We start from the raw sequence: 19,469 nt of genomic DNA, 5'->3' as shown, positions 1-19,469 counted from the left end.
CTGCGGTGAGGCCGATGCCGACGATGCCCGTACTCGACGGCATATGACCGCGGTTTCCCGTCCGTCACATGCTTTCCTTACACTGGTGTCTCATGGCTGAAACCCCTCTTGCATTTGAAATCGTCACCTTCGTGGTGCTCGCGCTGTTCTTCATCGTCGATCTGTTCGTGATCGGCCGCAGGCCGCATGTGCCCTCCACCAAGGAATGCGTGCAGCATATCGCCTTCTTCGTGGTGATGGCCCTGATCTTCGGCGGCTGCATCTGGTTCTTCGCCGGTTCCAAGCCGGCCATCGAGTTCTATTCCGGCTGGCTGACCGAATACAGTCTGTCCATCGACAACCTGTTCGTGTTCGTCATCATCATGTCGAATTTCGCGGTGCCCAAGCATCTGCAGAAGTACGTGCTCAGCGTCGGCATCACCATCGCGCTGGTGTTCCGCGGCATCTTCATCCTGATCGGCGCCGCGCTGATCTCCCGGTTCACCTGGGTGTTCTTCCTGTTCGGTGCGTTCCTCATCTACACGGCCATCAGCCTGGTCACCGGCAAGGACGAGGATGAGGAATACCACGAGAACGGCGTGATCCGCACCCTGCGCAAGGTGATCAAGATCTCGGACGAATACGACGGCGAGAAGCTGCGCACCACCAAGAACGGCGTGCGCTACTGGACCCCGATGCTGATCGTGTTCCTCACCATCGGCACCACCGACGTGATGTTCGCCTTCGATTCGATCCCCGCCATCTTCGGCCTGACCAAGGATCCCTTCCTCGTATTCACCTCGAACGTGTTCGCCCTGCTGGGTCTGCAGCAGCTGTACTTCCTGCTCGGCGCGCTGCTCGACAAGCTCGTCTATCTGCCCGTCGGCCTGTCGATCGTGCTGGGCTTCATCGGCGTCAAGCTCATTATGGAGGCGCTGCACGGCAACACCCTGCCGTTCATCAACGGCGGCGAAGGCGTCCACTGGGTGCCCGAGGTGCCGACGTGGCTGTCGCTGGGCGTGATCGTCGTCGCCATCGGCGGCGCGGCCCTGGCCAGCGTGGTCAAGATGAAGTCGCTCGAATCGGCGCCCAAGGCCTGAGCGCATACCCCGCCAGACGGCCTCAATATCGCCGTTCCATGCGATTGTGAGCGCTCACAACACACCCGGTCGAAAGCGTTGTCTCGCCGTGGGACAACGGGTAGACTGGGGACTTGGCAAGTGGGGCGGCACCGCCCCGGAACCAATTCAAGAATAGGCAGGCATGCATGCGTAAAGCCAAGATTGTAGATACCATCGGTCCCGCTACCGAATCCCTCGAGAACCTCACCAAGCTCGTCGAAGCCGGTATGGACGTCGCTCGTCTGAACCGCTCCCACGGCACCCCCGAGGACCACCTCCGCGTCTACAACAACATCCGCGAGGCCTCCAAGTCCACCGGCCGCAACGTGGCCGCCCTGGTCGACCTGCAGGGCCCGAAGATCCGCTGCGGATGGTTCAAGAAGAACGCCGAGGGCGAGGACAAGATCCATCTGACCGAAGGCCAGGAGTTCATCATCACCACCGACGACGTCGAGGGCGATGAGACCATCACCTCCACCACCTTCAAGGGACTGCCGGGCGACTGCCATCCGGGCGACCCGATCCTCATCGACGACGGCAAGGTCCGTCTCGAGGTCACCAAGGTCGAGGGCAACAACGTGCACACCAAGGTCATCGTGGCCGGCCCCGTCTCCTCCCACAAGGGCATCAACCTGCCCGGCGTCGCCGTCTCCCTGCCGGCGCTGACCGAGAAGGACGAGGAGGACCTGCGCTGGGCCATCCAGACCGGCGCCGACATCATCGCCATGTCCTTCGTGCGTTTCGCCACCGACATCGACCGCGCCCACGAGATCATGGACGAGGAAGGCCGCCGCATCCCGATCGTCGCCAAGATCGAGAAGCCGCAGGCCCTCGAGAACCTCGAAGAGATCGTCAAGGCCTTCGACGGCATCATGGTCGCCCGTGGCGATATGGCCGTCGAGTGCCCGCTCGAAGAGGTGCCGCTGGCCACCAAGCGCTGCATCGAGCTGGCCCGTCAGTATGCCAAGCCCGTGATCGTCGCCACCGAGGTGCTCGGCTCCATGGTCAACTCCCCGGTGCCGACCCGCGCCGAGGCCTCCGACTGCGCCAACGCCGTGCTTGACGGCGCCGACGCCACCATGACCTCCAACGAGACCGCCGTCGGCAAGTACCCGGCTGTGACCGTCGACACGATGGGCCGCATCTCCGGCTACGCCACCGAGCACGGCTTCGACCGCATCCCGGAGCTCAAGAACCTCGACATGTCGTCCACCGGCGCCGTGTCCTCCGCCGCCGTCGACCTGGCCGACAAGCTCAACGCCAAGGCCATCGTCGCCTACACCCAGACCGGCTCCACCGTGCACCGCGTCTCCCGCGAGCGTCCGGCCACCCCGATCTACGGCCTGACCAACAAGGAGCACACCTACCACTGGCTGGCTCTGAGCTGGGGCACCGAGGCGTTCCTGGTCGAGGAGGACTACCACGACAAGTCCCGCAAGGAGCTCATGATCTTCACCGACAAGATCCTGCGCGCCGCCGGCAAGGTGTCCGATGGCGACAAGATCGTCGTGCTGAGCTCCGCCCAGGGCGACCACAAGCCGGGCAGCACCGACTCCATCTACGTGCACACCGTCGGCGCCTGCGACTGATTGCGAACGCCGTCTGACGTGATACATCCCTAATCGTGTGGCCCCGTCCGATTCGTCGGACGGGGCCACACGCGTATCCGGCGAATGCCGGTACCGGCCAGCCGTCGTGGATTTCGCACTTCGACGGATGATGTGCGAAATCCACGACGTTTCGGAAAAGAAAAACGTCGCCGATTTCGCACACGGTTCGTTGAACTGCGAAATCGACGACGTCCAAGTCGTGCCCCCGGTGGGGAATAGCCAAAGCATGGAAAAAGAAGAGGTGTTGGTACCTCTTCCCGGTATTACGCCCGTTATGGTCGCTGCGATTGCAGGCATTCTTTTGTGTGCCTCATCTGCAAGCGAAGATGCACAGATAAGTGCATCATTCCAAAATTAATCTGCCTTCAACGCACAACAACGTGCGTTTTACAAGGAGGCATAGCTATGGCAGCTCTCAACCAAACACAGTCGCGACGCAGCAAATTTGGCACCATCATTGCCAGATACGACAAGCAAGGCGATCTGATCGGATGGCAGGCGCGCTACACCAGTCCGATTGATAGCCGAAAAGTCCAGAGACAGTTCAAACCAGAGCTTCGCGCCGAGGCACAGCGATGGCTAGACCAGGAACACTGGTTGGTCACCATGCATCGCAAAGGCATCGAGACCTGGGTACATCCGACGGAAAGAGAACAAATAGAGAAGCGCCGACGAATCAAGTTCGGCGATTACGTTGAGATATGGTTCCAAAACTATCGCCTTTCCAATGGGCAGCCGATAGCGGGAAGCACGCGCAGAAACATCCGCGCCGACATCGGGCACTTTCTTCCAGTCTTTCAGGACAAACTGCTTAAAGACATCACGCCGGCGGATATCAAGAAATGGCTTGACTCACCGCACCCGGAGGGGCCCTGGGCATTCCACCGCTCATGCCAGAGACTGAAATCAATTTTCCGATCCGCGACGATGGAGCAGCTGGACGGGACCGCGCCCCTGAGAGAGGATAATCCCTTCATCTTTCCCGTGCCTCCTGCACCGGAATCAAGCAGAGAAGGCATCCCACCTGTCACTCCGCAGGAGTTGCAGGCGCTCTACGACGCCATGCCGGACTATACGCAGCTATCCGTGCTTCTGGCCGCTCTTGTGGGAGGCCTGCGATGGGGCGAGGTCTGCGCTTTGCGAGTCAAAGACATCGATCTCGTCAATCGCAAACTAAATGTTCGACATTCCGTTAACAGAGGGCCTGACGATCTCGGATCGATGCGGCTATCCCCGGCCAAAACAAAATCCAGCGTCAGGACAGTGCCTATCCCCGATAGCCTGGTTTGGGTCATCGAACGGCATCTAAAGACCTTTTGCAATCTCGATAATCCGGATTCCCAGGTGTTCGTGCCGAAGCGGACAAGAGTTCTCGGGCCGAACACTCTACGGAAGCAATTCGATAAAGCGAAAGAGGTTGCCGGCAGGCCGGACATCACTCCGCATACGCTTCGCGCCTCGCATGCCACGATGCTGATGCTCAAAGGGGCGACCTTGCGGGAGGTGATGGAGCAGCTGGGGCATACCAGCGAAAGAGTCGCGATTAAGCATTATCAGCGCCTGGTGGCCGAGCATCGTGATGAGATGGTTAATCTGCTCGCGGCCGATTATATGCGGCCCGCGCAGAATGCCGAGGGCAATCCCTATGAGGATCTGATAAAGAGCACCGAAATCGAAATGCGGAGGCTCCAGACGTTCCTGGTCAAGGTGCGCCATGAAATGAGCATCAGCGCCTGATTTCATAATGCATGATTTCACGCATTATGGATTGCATGAAAGATACGAACAGATTGAAAAATGTACCAAAACGTGACAAAATAGAGGTATGAAGATGGAAAATGCTGTATTAGATGTCGCTAAGAAAAATAACGGTATCGTGACAGTAAAAGATATTAAGGCTTTAGGCTATTCCGAATCGGCCTTACGGCAGTTCGCGCGTCGCAATGATGACATCATTGGCAAACAGGGCGGCGGCGTATACATGGTTTATGATGCCGACGGCGTCGATCCTCGGGATGCGTCGTATGCAGCCGCGCTGGCGATGACGGGAGACGAGTCATATTTGTCCGGATCATCGGTACTTGATTTCTATAATCTTGCGAATGCCAATCCGCGATGGACGACAGTGCGCACGCCGCACCATATATCGCGCAAATTACCGGGATGGCTACGCGTCATCCATGATCGTAGACAGTCGAGGAATGTGGATGTCATTCGAGGAATCAGATTGCAGAACCTTTCTGATGCGTTTTTGGAAGCAAAAGACACGCGTCTGGATTACCGTTTAGAGGCCGTCGATGAAGCGGAACAGCGTAATCTGCTGTCACCGATACAGGCAGACATGTTACGAGACGTGCTTAAGAAAGGTGTGATCGTATGAACCAGGAAAAGAAACTGCCAAGTTCCGGAGGCATCACGGCCAAACTCAACCATCATGCGAATAAGACGGGGATTCCTTTTGCACGACTTCAAAAGATGATCGCCGTCATTATCGTCTCGCAGCTCGTGCCCGAAGGAACCGTCATCAAGGGAGGCAATGCGTTAGGCCTGCGTTTCCCCCTGGAGGATTCTCGAATGTCGAAGGATCTCGATCTGGTCTTCGGTGACAGCTACTTGGAATGGGAGACCGAATTTCGTGCTCGATTGGCAAAAGGAACCAATGGCTTTGACGGTTCCCTGGAAGACCGGGGCAAAGGAGAAACGCAAAAAAACGAGCGTGATCCAGGTCGTCCCAACGTGATCTATAAGAACATCAAACTTCGTTATCTAGGGAAGTCGTTCTCTACTCTTCCGTTGGACATCACCCCTGCTCAAGGCTACGAACGGTCATCATCGTCCTACCGTATCTCCGACGACTCCGTAGCTTTGATGAAGTACCTGGGATTCGAAGAACCGGCAGGAGCCAGGCTATTGGATGTTGAAGCACAATTGGCACAGAAGACCGCAGCGTTGTACTCATCCAAAGATCCTCGGCCGAGCGATCTTACCGACATGGTTCGCTTATTCCCCGTCCTAGACGGCGAGGGAAATCTTGAACTATACCGATCCCTGCTGGCGTTCGAAATGGAAATACGCGAAATCAAACAACCGTATGACATCCCCAATAAGTCCACGCTACAGCAGCTCTTCCGCAATCAGGAAGGGGGCGATGACGAAACCTTCACTCATATCACGGAACGAGCGGAAAAAGAGATATGCGAGGCAAGTCGGAGGACTCCATGGAAACCAGAAGTCAGTCAGAAGAAAACCATACTGGCACAGATAAAATCTCGTGCTCAAAACAGAATCGATGAGCAATCACACACGTCAGACCAAGTACGGAAGAACCGTAACCGAGGAATCTGATTGACATTTCCGCCGGCCCTCAGGTCATGCGCTTCGCGCATGGCCTCTTCTTTTGCCGCTCGCAAGCTCGCGCGGGACGGGCCGAAGCACAAGGGCACTGTCTCGGGCACCACCAGCATGCCACGTCTCCGCTACGGTTCCTCGCCGTGTCTCACGCCGCTCCCGCTCTCCATTCCGATGGCATGAATGATGCCATCTCCATTCCGATCGCAGCGTCGCGATCCACGCCTTCGTCGCCTTCGCTACGACATGGCAGGCGGGTGGTGTCCGAAAAACCGAGACAAGAAAGGAAATCTCATGGACACCAGAAGAACCAGCCCCGATATCGACACCCTCACCATCGAATACCGCAGAGAATGCCGTGAAAACGGCATCAGGAAAACCGACCGCGAATGGATGCACCCAGTCCTCACGCAATGGGCGAGAACACTGGAAACCGGCCATCCGCTCGATGACCACACATCGACCCTGACCGTCATGCTCATGGCCCATTCCCTCCCATTCCGGGACGCGATAATCCTCTCATCCCTCAAACGATTCACCCCGACGCAACTGCTCGACATCGCCACCCGCCAACACAGAAAACAAACGGTGGCGCTCATCACCAAAACACTCGAAGAGGCTTTCGAATCCGCGGACTACCGACTGGACACACCCCGTGTGGAACGAGCAAGCTCCCAACTCTCACGCTTCGCCGCCGACTACGCCGGAGAACAATGGTCCGCGCAACCGATAGCCTCACGAGCCTACCTGTCATGGATACAAGGACACACGCAAGCGGCCTCGGCTGGAGCCTTGGCCGCCCTCAGCGTAGACCCCGAATGCGCCCTAGCGAGCATCGTGTTCTTCGCCGTCGAAGGCAACATCCGACCGATGTACCTCTAACCACCAACCGCCGGCCCTCCCACGGAGGGCCGGCCCCACAACCATCAAGGAGCAACAATGAGCAAGCACTATTTCGATGACTTCCGCACGCAGACCATCGAGAAGATGGCCGGAGCGATGGAGGATATGACCTACGCCTACCAGCAAACCAGAGTGCCGAAAAAACACTACAAAGACTGTCTGAGCAAACCAATCGAAGAAATGATGGAAGCCAGCGTGGAAGTCAATCTAATACAGCCATACATCAACATGATTAAAACGATGCTCGACGAAAACCCGAAGAGCTTCTACAAAGCTCTGCTATGCGTGGACGCGAAAATCAGCATGAGTTCCGTGCGCACAAGCGAGTGGGAGGCCTTGGAAATCATGTGGCATGAAAAACAAAACGATTCGACAAGGAAAACCATCCTACCGAAAACCGAACTCGACCGCTTTCATGACCTCGTGGAACACAGCTACGACGAACTGCCGCCGCTGTGACGACCACCTTCCGTCACCGTCGCGCCCATAGGGCGCGGCGGACGAAACCACCACACGGACCGTGTCCGGCGCGGCGACGGAGGCCGCGCCGAACACGGAGCAAAGCACTTTTGCAAACGGTGCCGGGTATGGCGAATCCGCCGCGCGCGAACAAGTTCGGCGCGTCGGATCTGCGTCGTCGGGGCAGAAAATTATGCCCCTCCTCCTGGCATGCGCAAGCTGAAAACACTTGCGCATGTCGCCATACCCGGCACCGACGGAAACCACACCACGACCGTTAATCGGCATCGGAATAATTCAGCCGCCGCATCTGACGCTCATACGCGCGCCGCTCCAACACGAGATCCAGTTCCATCAAGCCACGATTGGCGAGACCACCGACGAACAAAGCGGCGACGGCCACCCAAAACGTCTCATCGAGCCGCCAGTCAGGCGTCGAGGCGAACCAGACATTGTACGCGTAGACCGCCACGACGATGAGCGCGATCGTCGCGATGACGATGCACAAAGTCGCGACCAATCGGACCACGGCGCGAATCGGATGGGTCACCGCGAACACAAGCGCGTTGACACCGGACACGGCCAAACCGATCAGCCAAAACACCAGGCTTATGCCAAGCAGCATCAATCCAATAATAGGCATCGCTATCACGCCTCCAATCGGAATCCGTCACACCATCACACGGTGATTATCCCGCATAGCCAGGAACAAAACCAGACTCTCCAGACACGGAATAATCAGACTGGCCGTGATCCTGACTCTCCACCTGGTCCGCCGGCGGCTGAGGCTCATCGGAGGCTTCATTCTTCCGTTTTCCCGTCGGAGGCCACACGATATTCATCTCACGTTTATCGATCTTCAACGTGTCCTGCAAATACCTCCGCGTCGAACCGCTCGTTGCGATGAAGTCATCAGCGGCGACACGAAACTGCTCGATCGCCCAACGCAGATCATCCAGCTTCACACCGACCGCGCGCAACGAATCACGCTTGGCGCGCAACGCCTCAATCTCGGCATCCACAGACTCATCGGCAAGCTCACGCATCGCCCTGTTACGTTCACTCGGCTTCGCCATTTTCCAATCCTTTCATTCGAATATCGGTAAATCCACCATATGTCCGATGACTCTTTAGATTGGGCGGACAATGTGCGCGAATATAGAATGAACCTAGTCAACGATGATTACCACATGAGGAGATCTACGTTATGGAAAAAGAAATCGACTCCGATGCAGCGTTCTATGCAGAATTGTCCGATAACCCCGACACCTCACTGTATATCTATCGTGTGGAAGAAGTGGAGGACATTCTGCCTCAACTGGACCAAGGAGCCTTGCGGGGACTTTTGGCAGGTGGACTGTCCGTGACGCACCGAATCAATGGAGTGCGGGACATGGGCGTCACCTATGTCCCATATGTGAAGCAACCGTACGGCGGGTACTTCCGACTTAAAGAGATGGATGTTGAGTCTTTCGAGGACGGAAAGGATCTGACTGACATCAAAGCCGAAAACAGAAGTCCCGCGTTGGTTGGAATTACGGTGGACTACCTCACACGCTACATGCAAGGAACATCGAAAGAGCAAGCCTTTTCAATACCGATAATTGGTGGAGAGAAGGCAAGGAAAAGTGCTGAAAAACTGGGCCTCAAGCCGGAGACCGTCGGAGGAATAGCGGCGCGTGAATCCGAAAAAATACCCGACTATCTGGATCAAATCACGGGATTGGATGACACCTCAATAAAGGCGGCGATGAATCTGGCATCGTTCGACTGCATATACAGAAGAGGCATTGGCGCTTATTTCCCCTTGGACCATCTGCCTGAGATGGACAGTATTACAATCGGGAATATTCGAACTATGATCGAACGCAGCCAACGATTCATGAATCGATACGGGTCAGCGTTCACAGGAATGAACACATTTCACGGCGGATACACAGAAGTCATTGCCTTCGGCGACTGCGATACCGTGATGCAAAACGGCTTATGGGATTTCAAATGCAGCAAAGGGTCTCCCACGGCAAAGCATCGTTTGCAGCTGCTGATGTATTGGCAGTTGGGATTACATTCCAAACATCTCGAATACAAAAACATCGAACTATTAGGAGTGTGGAATCCACGGCTGGGCAAAGCGTGGACATATCCAATCAGCAAGCTCAAGGAGGAAGACATTCTCGATCTACAAAACAGGGTGCTTGTCTTCCAACTACCGCTAAAAACAGATAAAGATGGCAACTCCTTAAACAGGTTCGCACGTGCTCGCGTATGGCGGCATCTAATTCAGCAATGGGAAATGACACATCCGAAAACCCCGTTGTTGGACGGGCCACTGGATCCGTTTATCTTCTAAAACATTGATTCCGAGCCTTTAATTGTCCGCCCAAAAATCCGTCAGTTGGGCGTGAGGATGGATACGGAATGTACTCCATCACTGAAAGGAACGGAACCAATGAGGCTCGTCATCGCGGAGAAAAAATCAGTCGCCGTGGCAATCGCGCAGGCACTGGAAAGCAGCCCAATACCATCCGACGGATATATACAAGCCGGAGATGTCATCGTGTCATGGGCGCAGGGGCATCTCGTGGAACTCGCCACCCCTGACCAATACGACGGTATGCCGTGGGCGGCGGAACGATGGAGCATGGAACAGTTGCCCATCGACCCGCAGCAATGGCTTTGGCAGGTCAGCACCGACAAAGGCGCAAGCCGCAGATACCGAGACCTGGCCGACCTCATCCGACGCCCTGACATCACCGAAATCGTCAACGCCTGCGATCCCGACCGCGAAGGCGAAGCGATATTCCGACGCATCATCGACCGCGCGCAGACCGCCAAACCATCATCAAGGCTATGGGTCGCGAGCCTGGAAGAACAAGCCATCCGCGACGCATGGAACAACATGCTCCCCAGCAGCCAATACAACGGTCTGGCGGCAGCAGCCGATGCCAGGGCGAAGGCCGACTGGCTTGTGGGCATGAACGCCACACGCGCCAACACCATCGCCTACCACCGGCGTCTATCGGTGGGCCGCGTGCAGACGCCGACACTGGCGATGGTGGTGGAACGGGACCGCGCCATCGCCGAGCACAAGCCGACCCCGTTCTGGCGAATCGCCATCGACATGGGCGGATGGAAGCTGCGAAGCAAAGACAAAATCAACATCCGCAGCGAGGCCGAAAGCCTGCTCGCGGAAGCGCAAGGGCGATCGGTCAACATGCTGTCAGTGGAACGCAAACGAGTGAAGACCCACGCACCCACCCTCTATGATCTGACCGGCCTGCAAAAGGATATGTCGCGCTTGCACGGGCTGACGGCGGCGCAGACGCTGGAGGCGTTGGAACGTCTGTATCTCGCCAAGCTGACCACCTATCCACGCACCGACTCATGCCACATCACGCACGACGACCTCGCCGAACTGGAGGCCCTGACGCGCTCTGAATCGTTGGATGAACTGATGCCGGTGACGGTCGCCGAAGCCGTCCGGGAATACCGGAACACAGACAGGCTCAATCCCTCGGCATGCGTCGCGGACGACAAGGTCTCGGGCCACACCGCGATCCTACCGACCAAGCGTCTCACACAGGCAAGCCTGGCATCGATGGGCGAGCATGAACGACTGGTTGCATGCCGTATCGTGCAACGCATGTGGGCGGCCTGCTCGCCGGAATACACACACGACACCACCAGCGTCACGGCATGCTTCGACCACATCACCGAGCACCTGCTGACCGCATCGAGCGATATGCCGGTGGATCCGGGATGGCGTCTCATCGACGGACCGCAAACCGACGAACAAGCCGCCCCCTCCATCCCATCATCCCTGATGGAAGGGCAGAGCATACCGGTGGGCGCGCACGCGATCTCATTGGAGGAAGGCGTCAGCGCGCCGCCGAAACCCTACACCGAAGCTACGTTGCTGGCGGCGATGGAGCACGCCAGCCGCTTCGTCGCAGATAAGGACATGAAGGCCGCGCTCGATGATGACGCATCGCATTCCGGCGGCATCGGCACGCCTGCGACAAGGGCTGAAATCATCGAAAAACTCGTGCGAAACCAGTACCTCCAGCGCAAAGGCAAGCAGCTTGTATCGACGGATGAGGGACGCCTGCTCATCGATGTGGTTTCGCCGGAACTCAAAAGCGTCGAACTCACCGCCAGCATGGAAGCGCAGCTCTCCGACATCGAGCACGGCCGCATACAATCAGCGGTTTTCCTTGATGGAATTCGCGCCATGTGCGCGAGGATACCGCACGACGTGCAAGCCTCGATGCGCACCGAATCCATCAGCACGGGACCACGCCGCGCGAGCCTCGGCGCATGCCCTCGATGCGGAGAAGACGTGATTAAAACCGGCAGTGTCTGGCAATGCTCCAGCAACAAAAGCGAGAAGACCGAAAGCGGACAATGGCAGCAGGCCGGCGGATGCGGATTCAAAATCTACTCCACACTCAGCGGCAAGAAACTTACCGATTCCGTCATCGGCAAACTCCTCGCGGGAAAAGCGGTGAAGCTGTCAGGATTCGTCAGCAAACGAACCGGCAAAGCCTTCGCCGCGACGCTCGTCATCGATGAGGAACGCGGCGTACGCATGCAGTTCGACTGATCTCCGCGACGCGTGGAACAACATTTCGGCCGGCCTTCGCCGGCCTTTCTCATATCCAAAACCGTGAAAATGTCCGCCCAAAAACAGCATTGCACGCACGCAAAATCATAACGGGCCATCACACGGACATGCAGGAGGGTCATGACGAAAACCACACCGAACCCATACCCTAATCGCTGCTCGAATCAACGAAAAAACCGTGGATTTCAAACCCCTCCCAGAGGGGAGGTTTTGTCGTAGCGAGCATAGCAGGTGTACGTACACCTGCGCGACCTGACGGACCTGACGGGTCGCCCGGCACGGCCTCGCGGCCATGAGCGGGACACCCGCACCCGATACAAACGAAAGGACATACAGATGGCATCTTGGAAAGGAAACAGAAGCCGTCCTCATCGCAGGTCGGTGACATTCACCGACGAAGAGCTTCGCTGGCTTGAGGACTCACGAAAAATCGAGAACCAACAACGTGCGGCGACGGGACTGCCGACGGTCGGCTGGATGCAGTTCGCCCGACAAAGACTCATAACATCGCGACGCCTATGGATCGCAGCACCACCCGGTGCCAAGGATTTATCCAGCCAGATCTCACGCATCGGCAACAACATCAATCAGATAGCACACAAGGTCAACCTCAAGAACCAAGCGGACAGCGCAGACCTACGCGAATTGCAGGCGGAGCTTGAGGAAATCAAGGGATGCCTCAAGCGTATGGAACGCGACATGCGTATCGGGAATGAGGAGTTGTCGTGGCGTACGTAAAAGTCAAACAAATCAAAACCACGCTGCAAAAAACGATGGCATACATCACCAATCCCGCCAAGACGGAAAACTACCGCCTAGTGAGCACGACGACAGGGGAGCGCGTAAAAAATCCCGACGCGATGGCGCAAGCGTTTCTGATGGCGCTTGACCGTGCCAAAGGCGGAGCCAAAAGGGAGAACGCGGTGTTGGCACATCACATCATCCAAAGTTTTGATCCAAACGATCCCATCACCGCCGACGAAGCGCACAGCCTCGGCGTCCGATTCATCGAGGAGCTGAGCGGCGGCGCGCACGACTACGTGATCGCGACGCATGTGGACAAAGACCACTTGCACAACCACATCCTGCTATGTCCGAACAACAACATCACGCACAAAAACATCAGAGTCCAAAAAGGCTCCCTCAAGCAATGGCGGGAAATCAGCGACAAGCTATGCGCGGAAATCGGGTTGAACGTCATTCCCGCGACCACAAAGGAACGCGCCGAGCCAAGCATGGAGGAAGTGCAGCTAACCGCCAGAGGCGAAAGCTTTAAAGACGCATTGTGCGTGATGATCGACCGTGCATGCGCAACAGCTGGAACGTTCGATGAATTCAAACGAGAACTCGCCGTGAAAGGCATCGAGGTGAACGTTCGCGGCAGCCACCTCACTTACATACTCGCGGACTCGAACCGTCGCATCCGAGACATCCGGTTAGGCATCGGATACAACGAGCTGGGCGTTATGGGCAAAATCGGCAGGGACACATTCAACGTGATTGGCTTCGACCAAAGCATGATCGCCAAACGCGGTGACGGCAAAGTGCGGGTCTGGTTGCCGGGATCGCACCGCAAACTGCTGCTGACCATCCCCATCGACCGCATCGTGCGAGACGGACGCACCTGGCGCGCGTATCTCCCCGAAGACACACGCCAAGTGATTACCGACCCCGAAGGCGGATACAAGCGGACGGTGGAATGCGACGACCTCTACAAGTGGTTCGCGCGCCCCAGTTTCCGCATCGAGGACTACGCGCGGCGGCGTCTCGACCCGTCCGACCTCAGAGGCTTGGGAAGACGCGCCATCGCCCAAGCCATCGCATGCGACCAAATCGAATCCAGCCTGGACGAACTGCGTGCGATCAGCCGCACCTTGCGTGCCGGAGACACACGACAGCAGGCATATGACAAACTCTCCGCGCAAGTCGAATCAGACGGCATCCAGATGCGCGCGCTGATCGCCGCGATCGCGGAAGCGCGGGACCACGGCGACGACACGACACAGCTCGAACTCCAGCTCGTGCAGATCGAGACCCATAGCGCCGAAACCGCGCGCAACGCGATCGCGCTGCGACGCCTCATGCGACGCAGCGACAACGAGCAGCAGCGGAAACAACAGGAAATGTCCGCCCAAAAACACCGGCATCGAGGACGAAGCTAAAAGTAGCGGACAAAAGTCCGCCGAACCGACAGAAAGGAGCATACATGCCGGTGGAAGACCAAGCACAGGAATACGTCATCCGCATCGCGGAAAACGGCACAAAAGCCGTCATGGAACTCGGCAAATGGGGCACGTCAACGCTGTTCCGTTCGCTGGGCCTTTGCGCGAAGACCGCCAAAGACAAAATCGAGGAGCTACGCCGCAGCGGAGGCTTCGCCTTCCTCCGTGACCTGCAACGCGACAGCGGCACACTCAAGGTCGTGGAGATCGAAGCGGACGAATCCCGCAACATCGTCAAGCAGCTCAAGAAAAGCGGCGTCGCGTTCCACATCGAACGCGACCGCGAGACAGGCAAGACGTATCTGCACTTCGCGGCCAAAGACGCCGACGAGGTAAAGCACGCGGTCGATAAAGTGGTCGCCCTGCTCAACCAAAACGCGGAAGAGATCGAACGGTCCACGCCCCTAGGAATTTTTGAGGACACTCCGACGGGTCCCCAGTACACCATCCCCAACGGGCAGGTGCCGTTCAATCCGGACAGTCCGGACAACGGAACGTTCGACTTCGAGACCGTGGAATGGGATCGCGACGCCACAATCGTCTCATCCAACCTCACGGAACTCGGATGCCCATTCAAACAGGAGCAGATCAGCGAAACCACCCAACGATTCACGTATCCCAGGGAATGCTCCAACGCCGTGGCGGAAATGCTCAACGACTTCAACGAATACGTGCCGGGACTTGATTGGAGCCGCATCAACATGCATCCGACGCAGGAACACGACACCGCAAGCCGTGACATGCCCGCGCCCGAACAGGCAGAGGAAAAGCCACGGCATGTGAAAACCAAATCGGAGACCATCAAGGCCATCAAACAGCGCGCGAGGGAGCGCGTCGAAGGCCAGAAGACCTCCGTGCCCAAGAAAACCCACGCCAAAACACGATAAGGAGAAACCATCATGGAACAGACACCCAACATCACGGCGGCCCAACTCTCCGAAGCCGGACTGGCCGACGTGCCCACGACGACGCTGGCCTTCGACACCGTGACGGGAGACACGGTGACCGTCATCATCGGACAAGTGCCGGGCGAGGACCGGTGGCGTCTCTACTCAAGCGTCAACGCGGGCGCGCTCGTCGCGATGGGCGCGGTCACGCCGGTCGAGAACGGCTACCACGCCAGCATCATGCGATCCAACACATTGACCGACCTCGCGACGGTGACAAGCATGAACTTCGCCGTGCAAACCATCGTCAAACAGACATGGAGCGACGCCAATTGGGACGCGCAGACGGCGGAAAAAGTCAACTCGCTCCAACTCTCCCAGGACACCTCGAAGAAACCCAAACGGGAGATCTGGCCCCGCGTCAATTTCCCCAACAGCTTCGTGCATCCGTTCACCCGCACCGCGAGGGACGGACGCGAATGGGAGATGATGCGCGTGAGCATCCCGAAGGGCACGTTCGTCAACGGCATCGACATGGGCGGATGGCAAATCGACCGTTTCATGGGCCGATCATCCAAGGAAGACAAACTCAACGGTAGGCCCGTGACCGTGAGCTTCAAGCCGGGCGAAGCCGTCACCCTATGGCGCGGCGCTGGCGAACAACGCGAGACGCTGACCATCGACGACCCCTGGACCCTATGCCGCGCCGTCAAAGCTCAGCGGGACGAATACATCGCGCACGCCAAGCAAAACAACCAGCAGAAAACGGAGCCGACACCGGAAACGACGCACGAAGCACCGCAGCAGGAGCAGCCAACATCCTCCACGCCTGAACAACAATCATCGGAGCCGGCATTGCAGGCATCTGCCACTGCCATCGATACGCAAGACGATCCCTGGAGCATTGACCCGCTGGATTGGGAATTGAATTCCGACCGAGGCGAATATAGAGGCGACGGTATTCCCAGAACATTCGGTGGGCAACCATACGATCCGCTGGACGGCTATCCCCAGCCGACGACGCAACAGCAGCAGTCGCCGGCGGAGACCGAACCGCACAAGGACAAAGCAAGCGTGCTCGACGGCATCAAGCAACGCGCGGACGCGCGGGTCGAAGGACAATCCGCCACACGCGACAATCCCTCGAAAACCCACACCAAAACACGATAAGGAGAAACCATCATGGAAACGCAGACAAGCCTCGCGGCCGATGAGGCACGAACGTATGCGGACAACGTGGGCGCGATGCTCGCGACGGGCATCGTGTCCGCCACGACCGCGATCAGCGCGACATACTACGCCGCCCGCACCACCGCACCAACCGAAACTGAAATCGAAGCGGCCGCGAAAATCTACGCGGAAGCGGAATACGGCTCTGACCTGGACGACCTACCGGTCGGAAGCAGAAAAACCTGTCTCACAACGGCCAAGAGGATGCTCGAAGCGGCGAACAAGGCGGTGAAGTGACATGGGTGGAAAACACTCGCTGACCGACCTGAAGCGTCGGGCCGCGCGCGTGTCCAAGCATATAGGCGGCGAACTGCTCGTATCCAGAATCGAGACCGGTGAATACCAGATTGCGCTCTCTCCCAAAAACACCTCATCGACGCTCATATGCACGACAAACCGCGACCAAGAGGACATCTGGAAATTTCTAGGGGCTTTCGAGCTGGGCGCGGTTTTCGGCGCTGCACACAGTCCAAACGCCATCGATGAAAGGAAGGAGGTGCCGGCGTGACAGCAAGTCCGATCGAGACCGGTGTGTGGGTCAAGGGCACTCTCAGCAGGGACATCAGAACCGTGACCTACGAGGACGGCAACGAAGTCGCCTACATGTCACTGATCGTCGCGCAGCAGGCCGAAGGCAGCCTCGCCGTCAAAGCCGAAGCGCGCGGCATGGTCAAGGGCTACCTCATGGCGGCGCAAGTGCGTCAAGGCGACAAGCTCGTGCTGTTCGGAGTGCTGCGCAGCAACAAGCACGGCGACTACGTGGCCGTGCGCATCGCCTGCGCCCACACATCCCTCGACGGAGCCGCCTGATGATCCGACTCACCGATCTGCAAGGCATGACGATTCTGGCCGCAGCCGACGGACGCCAGGCGCAGCTGGTCCGCGCAGCCGACTGCCTCGACTCCACAGTGGTGGATCCGGCGACGCCGGCCGGCCGAATCATCTCAGCGATGTGCGGAGGCACGGGCATGATGGCGGCCACGCAAGGAGACCTCACCTGGCTGCTGCCAATCCGCATGCTCGACACCACACGCGACCCGATCCGCGTGATCGGAGAGGACCGGCTGCTGCCGGACAAGGCGGAAGCCATGCCAATCGAACCACCGGCACCCCAATATCCTCCTCAAGCGGAAGAGGAGGAACGGACAGCGGCGGCAACGCAGGCGGCTGAAACCGGCAGACGAATGGCATCGAAACGCCAGGTGCTCGAACTCATCCGCCAGCGCGCGGAAAACCGTGTGGCACGACAGGAAGACGCCCAGCAATCCGGCGAGGAGACCGCACGCGCGGCGGTGCGGGACCGCCGGACAAGGGACGCCATGATGATGGAAAGGAACCACTGATGACCAGGGAACGAATACGGGCCGCATTATGCGCGATCGTCGCGGCGATGCTGCTCTTCTGGCTGGGAGACAAGATCTCCTGGCAGATCCGCACCGACCTCACCGCAGGCATGCAATGGGGAGACCTCGCTGACCGATTCTGGCTCGACCTCATGAATCCCCTGCATCTCAGTCTCGACCGCACCGACATGCTATGGGGGCTAGGCATGGTGGGCGTCGGCTGCTTCGCCTGGATGTACCACATCACCTCGAAGCTCAACACGCGCGCCGGCGAGGAACACGGATCGGCCCGTTGGGGCAACAGAGCCGACATCATGCCGTTCGAGGCAGAGATGGCCGACGCCAACCTGCACTTCACCCAAACCGAGAGGATCGCGCTCGACACGCGCAAAACAATGCGCAACCTCAACGTGCTGCTGCTCGGATCATCCGGATCCGGCAAAACCCGCTACTACGTCAAGCCGAACATCCTATGCGCCGACATGAACTTCTCATGCACGGACCCCAAAGGCGAACTCAAACGCGACACCGAGGAAGGGATGCGCGCGCGTGGATACGAGGTCAGCACGCTCGATCTGATCCATTTGGACCAGTCCGACGGCTTCAATCCGATGCGCTACCTCGATCCGGGTGAACCGGAACCGGCGATACTCCGCCTGGTTGACAACATCGTCACGAACACCACCGGAAATCAGAAAAACTCCGACGACTTTTGGGAAAAAGCCGAAAAAGCCCTGCTCACCGCGCTCATCGATTGGGTCTACTGGACCGAAGAAGGCGAAAGCGACGGGCCTAACGGGCGCAGGATCGACAACCGCAGCCTGAACAAAGTCACCGATATGGTCAGCCTCATGAACGCCAGCGAACAGGACGAGGATAAGGAATTCATCGTTGACGCCTACTTCGCCGAAGCCGCCATCGAGGTCGAAAACGCCGCGCTGAACCCCGACGACTACGACGCCGAAACGAGGCGCATGCTTGACGGACTCCGCTTCGCATGCACCCAGTACAGGACCTTTCTGCAGGGCGCGGGGGAGACCAAGAAAAGCATCATCATCTCGCTCGGCGTGCGCCTGGCACCCATGCAGGTCAGCAACGTGCGCCGCATCCTGGAAACGGACGGCTTCGACCTTGACCGGCTCGATGAAGGCAAGCGCATCATCTATCTGGAACTGTCCGACACGGATTCCACGTTCAGCTTCCTCGCCGCCATGTTCTACCAATCGCTCTTCGAGACGCTGGTGCGCAAAGCGGACATCAACGGGGGAGTGCTGAAACGCGAGGTCCATCTTATGCTGGACGAGTTCGCCAACATCGGCAAAATCCCCAACTTCGTCCGGCTCATCGCCACCATCCGATCCAGACGCATCAGCACGAGCATCATCCTGCAGAACGACAGCCAAGGCAAAGCCCTGTACAAAGACGACTGGGAGACCATCAAGGGAAACTGCGACTCGCAGCTCTTCCTCGGAGGCAACGAACAATCCACCACAGAATACATTTCGAAACGTCTCGGCAACGAGACGATCGACGTGATCGAGACCAGCGAAAGCCGTGGCAGCTCGGGCAGCTGGACCAAAAGCGTCAGAAAAAACGAACGCGCGCTGCTCAACCCCGACGAACTCGGCCGAATCCCCACCGACATGTGCGTGTACATGCTGCGAGGAGTCCCGCCGTTCTACTCGCGCAAACTCCATCCGGATCCAAACCGTCTCGCAGGAAAACACTGAGCTAAGGCCCGCT

The 19,469-nt window shown here is 58.0% G+C and carries 20 protein-coding genes; 18 read left to right on the top strand and 2 right to left on the bottom strand.

Translation table 11 applies throughout. The features are described 5' to 3' along the window. Positions 1-92: 92 nt before the first annotated feature. The 7 genes from BE0216_RS02605 to BE0216_RS02575 all read left to right on the top strand — a co-directional run bounded on the left by BE0216_RS02605 (position 93) and on the right by BE0216_RS02575 (position 7,420). A complete protein-coding gene (locus tag BE0216_RS02605; protein WP_094636089.1) occupies positions 93-1,079 on the top strand; it encodes a TerC family protein in 987 nt (328 codons plus the stop codon). A gap of 167 nt (positions 1,080-1,246) precedes the next feature. After that, positions 1,247-2,689 carry a pyruvate kinase gene (pyk, locus tag BE0216_RS02600; RefSeq protein ID WP_094636090.1) on the top strand — a complete coding sequence of 481 codons (1,443 nt, stop codon included), beginning with the start codon at positions 1,247-1,249 and terminating at the stop codon, positions 2,687-2,689. A 426-nt stretch (positions 2,690-3,115) separates the two neighbouring features. Continuing rightward, the gene (locus BE0216_RS02595) at positions 3,116-4,447 is read left to right on the top strand and encodes a tyrosine-type recombinase/integrase (RefSeq protein ID WP_072724049.1); all 1,332 of its coding nucleotides are present in this window, start codon (positions 3,116-3,118) and stop codon (positions 4,445-4,447) included. An 88-nt stretch (positions 4,448-4,535) separates the two neighbouring features. Next, on the top strand, positions 4,536-5,090 hold the full coding sequence (locus BE0216_RS02590; RefSeq protein WP_072724051.1) for a type IV toxin-antitoxin system AbiEi family antitoxin domain-containing protein: 555 nt from the start codon (positions 4,536-4,538) through the stop codon (positions 5,088-5,090). Continuing rightward, the gene (locus tag BE0216_RS02585; protein ID WP_072724053.1) at positions 5,087-6,055 is read left to right on the top strand and encodes a nucleotidyl transferase AbiEii/AbiGii toxin family protein; all 969 of its coding nucleotides are present in this window, start codon (positions 5,087-5,089) and stop codon (positions 6,053-6,055) included. The genes BE0216_RS02590 and BE0216_RS02585 overlap by 4 nt, the downstream gene beginning before the upstream one ends. A gap of 297 nt (positions 6,056-6,352) precedes the next feature. Further along, positions 6,353-6,940 (top strand): DUF4192 family protein, encoded by a 588-nt coding sequence (locus BE0216_RS02580; RefSeq protein WP_072724055.1) that lies wholly within the window; start codon positions 6,353-6,355, stop codon positions 6,938-6,940. Positions 6,941-6,997: 57 nt separating this feature from the next. Further along, on the top strand, positions 6,998-7,420 hold the full coding sequence (locus tag BE0216_RS02575) for a hypothetical protein (protein ID WP_072724057.1): 423 nt from the start codon (positions 6,998-7,000) through the stop codon (positions 7,418-7,420). A gap of 277 nt (positions 7,421-7,697) precedes the next feature. Here the strand turns inward: BE0216_RS02575 and BE0216_RS02570 are convergent, their stop codons facing one another. Together BE0216_RS02570 and BE0216_RS02565 are read right to left on the bottom strand one after the other, a co-directional pair. Continuing rightward, positions 7,698-8,063: a hypothetical protein gene (locus BE0216_RS02570; protein WP_143249262.1), complete on the bottom strand. Its 366-nt coding sequence runs from the start codon at positions 8,061-8,063 to the stop codon at positions 7,698-7,700. A gap of 46 nt (positions 8,064-8,109) precedes the next feature. Further along, positions 8,110-8,496, bottom strand: coding sequence for a hypothetical protein (locus BE0216_RS02565; protein WP_072724061.1), 387 nt, complete (start codon positions 8,494-8,496; stop codon positions 8,110-8,112). A gap of 131 nt (positions 8,497-8,627) precedes the next feature. Here BE0216_RS02565 and BE0216_RS02560 point away from each other — a divergent pair, with 131 nt between their 5' ends. The 11 genes from BE0216_RS02560 (at position 8,628) to BE0216_RS02510 (ending at position 19,456) form a co-directional block, all read left to right on the top strand. After that, positions 8,628-9,770 (top strand): hypothetical protein, encoded by a 1,143-nt coding sequence (locus BE0216_RS02560; RefSeq protein ID WP_072724063.1) that lies wholly within the window; start codon positions 8,628-8,630, stop codon positions 9,768-9,770. Between the two features lie 99 nt (positions 9,771-9,869). After that, positions 9,870-12,023: a type IA DNA topoisomerase gene (locus tag BE0216_RS02555; protein WP_094636092.1), complete on the top strand. Its 2,154-nt coding sequence runs from the start codon at positions 9,870-9,872 to the stop codon at positions 12,021-12,023. Positions 12,024-12,380: 357 nt separating this feature from the next. Continuing rightward, positions 12,381-12,782, top strand: a complete 402-nt coding sequence (locus BE0216_RS02550; RefSeq protein ID WP_072724066.1) for a MobC family plasmid mobilization relaxosome protein — start codon at positions 12,381-12,383, stop codon at positions 12,780-12,782. Beyond that, the gene (locus tag BE0216_RS02545; RefSeq protein WP_072724068.1) at positions 12,770-14,206 is read left to right on the top strand and encodes a relaxase/mobilization nuclease domain-containing protein; all 1,437 of its coding nucleotides are present in this window, start codon (positions 12,770-12,772) and stop codon (positions 14,204-14,206) included. Before BE0216_RS02550 ends, BE0216_RS02545 begins: the two co-directional genes overlap by 13 nt. A gap of 44 nt (positions 14,207-14,250) precedes the next feature. Further along, positions 14,251-15,153: a PcfB family protein gene (locus tag BE0216_RS02540; RefSeq protein WP_072724070.1), complete on the top strand. Its 903-nt coding sequence runs from the start codon at positions 14,251-14,253 to the stop codon at positions 15,151-15,153. Positions 15,154-15,165: 12 nt separating this feature from the next. Next, entirely contained in the window at positions 15,166-16,323 is a 1,158-nt protein-coding gene (locus BE0216_RS02535) for a hypothetical protein (RefSeq protein ID WP_072724072.1), read from the top strand. Positions 16,324-16,335: 12 nt separating this feature from the next. Next, positions 16,336-16,620, top strand: coding sequence for a hypothetical protein (locus BE0216_RS02530; protein ID WP_072724074.1), 285 nt, complete (start codon positions 16,336-16,338; stop codon positions 16,618-16,620). 1 nt (position 16,621) lies between these two features. After that, positions 16,622-16,891, top strand: a complete 270-nt coding sequence (locus BE0216_RS02525; RefSeq protein WP_072724076.1) for a hypothetical protein — start codon at positions 16,622-16,624, stop codon at positions 16,889-16,891. Next, positions 16,888-17,193, top strand: a complete 306-nt coding sequence (locus BE0216_RS02520) for a hypothetical protein (RefSeq protein ID WP_072724078.1) — start codon at positions 16,888-16,890, stop codon at positions 17,191-17,193. Before BE0216_RS02525 ends, BE0216_RS02520 begins: the two co-directional genes overlap by 4 nt. After that, positions 17,193-17,726 (top strand): hypothetical protein, encoded by a 534-nt coding sequence (locus BE0216_RS02515; protein ID WP_072724080.1) that lies wholly within the window; start codon positions 17,193-17,195, stop codon positions 17,724-17,726. Before BE0216_RS02520 ends, BE0216_RS02515 begins: the two co-directional genes overlap by 1 nt. Then, positions 17,726-19,456 (top strand): VirD4-like conjugal transfer protein, CD1115 family, encoded by a 1,731-nt coding sequence (locus BE0216_RS02510; protein ID WP_072724082.1) that lies wholly within the window; start codon positions 17,726-17,728, stop codon positions 19,454-19,456. Before BE0216_RS02515 ends, BE0216_RS02510 begins: the two co-directional genes overlap by 1 nt. Positions 19,457-19,469: the final 13 nt, after the last annotated feature.

This window comes from Bifidobacterium eulemuris (assembly GCF_014898155.1).
GTDB classification, from domain to species: Bacteria; Actinomycetota; Actinomycetes; order Actinomycetales; family Bifidobacteriaceae; genus Bifidobacterium; species Bifidobacterium eulemuris.
Note: the sequence above shows the minus strand (reverse complement) of the source record. Positions and strands in the feature narration are given on the sequence as shown.

Coding starts and splice junctions, on each gene's coding strand:
- BE0216_RS02605 (WP_094636089.1), top strand. CDS start 93: ATGGCTGAAACCCCTCTTGCATTTGAAATCGTCACCTTCGTGGTGCTC.
- pyk (WP_094636090.1), top strand. CDS start 1,247: ATGCGTAAAGCCAAGATTGTAGATACCATCGGTCCCGCTACCGAATCC.
- BE0216_RS02595 (WP_072724049.1), top strand. CDS start 3,116: ATGGCAGCTCTCAACCAAACACAGTCGCGACGCAGCAAATTTGGCACC.
- BE0216_RS02590 (WP_072724051.1), top strand. CDS start 4,536: ATGAAGATGGAAAATGCTGTATTAGATGTCGCTAAGAAAAATAACGGT.
- BE0216_RS02585 (WP_072724053.1), top strand. CDS start 5,087: ATGAACCAGGAAAAGAAACTGCCAAGTTCCGGAGGCATCACGGCCAAA.
- BE0216_RS02580 (WP_072724055.1), top strand. CDS start 6,353: ATGGACACCAGAAGAACCAGCCCCGATATCGACACCCTCACCATCGAA.
- BE0216_RS02575 (WP_072724057.1), top strand. CDS start 6,998: ATGAGCAAGCACTATTTCGATGACTTCCGCACGCAGACCATCGAGAAG.
- BE0216_RS02570 (WP_143249262.1), bottom strand. CDS start 8,063: ATGCCTATTATTGGATTGATGCTGCTTGGCATAAGCCTGGTGTTTTGG.
- BE0216_RS02565 (WP_072724061.1), bottom strand. CDS start 8,496: ATGGCGAAGCCGAGTGAACGTAACAGGGCGATGCGTGAGCTTGCCGAT.
- BE0216_RS02560 (WP_072724063.1), top strand. CDS start 8,628: ATGGAAAAAGAAATCGACTCCGATGCAGCGTTCTATGCAGAATTGTCC.
- BE0216_RS02555 (WP_094636092.1), top strand. CDS start 9,870: ATGAGGCTCGTCATCGCGGAGAAAAAATCAGTCGCCGTGGCAATCGCG.
- BE0216_RS02550 (WP_072724066.1), top strand. CDS start 12,381: ATGGCATCTTGGAAAGGAAACAGAAGCCGTCCTCATCGCAGGTCGGTG.
- BE0216_RS02540 (WP_072724070.1), top strand. CDS start 14,251: ATGCCGGTGGAAGACCAAGCACAGGAATACGTCATCCGCATCGCGGAA.
- BE0216_RS02535 (WP_072724072.1), top strand. CDS start 15,166: ATGGAACAGACACCCAACATCACGGCGGCCCAACTCTCCGAAGCCGGA.
- BE0216_RS02530 (WP_072724074.1), top strand. CDS start 16,336: ATGGAAACGCAGACAAGCCTCGCGGCCGATGAGGCACGAACGTATGCG.
- BE0216_RS02525 (WP_072724076.1), top strand. CDS start 16,622: ATGGGTGGAAAACACTCGCTGACCGACCTGAAGCGTCGGGCCGCGCGC.
- BE0216_RS02515 (WP_072724080.1), top strand. CDS start 17,193: ATGATCCGACTCACCGATCTGCAAGGCATGACGATTCTGGCCGCAGCC.
- BE0216_RS02510 (WP_072724082.1), top strand. CDS start 17,726: ATGACCAGGGAACGAATACGGGCCGCATTATGCGCGATCGTCGCGGCG.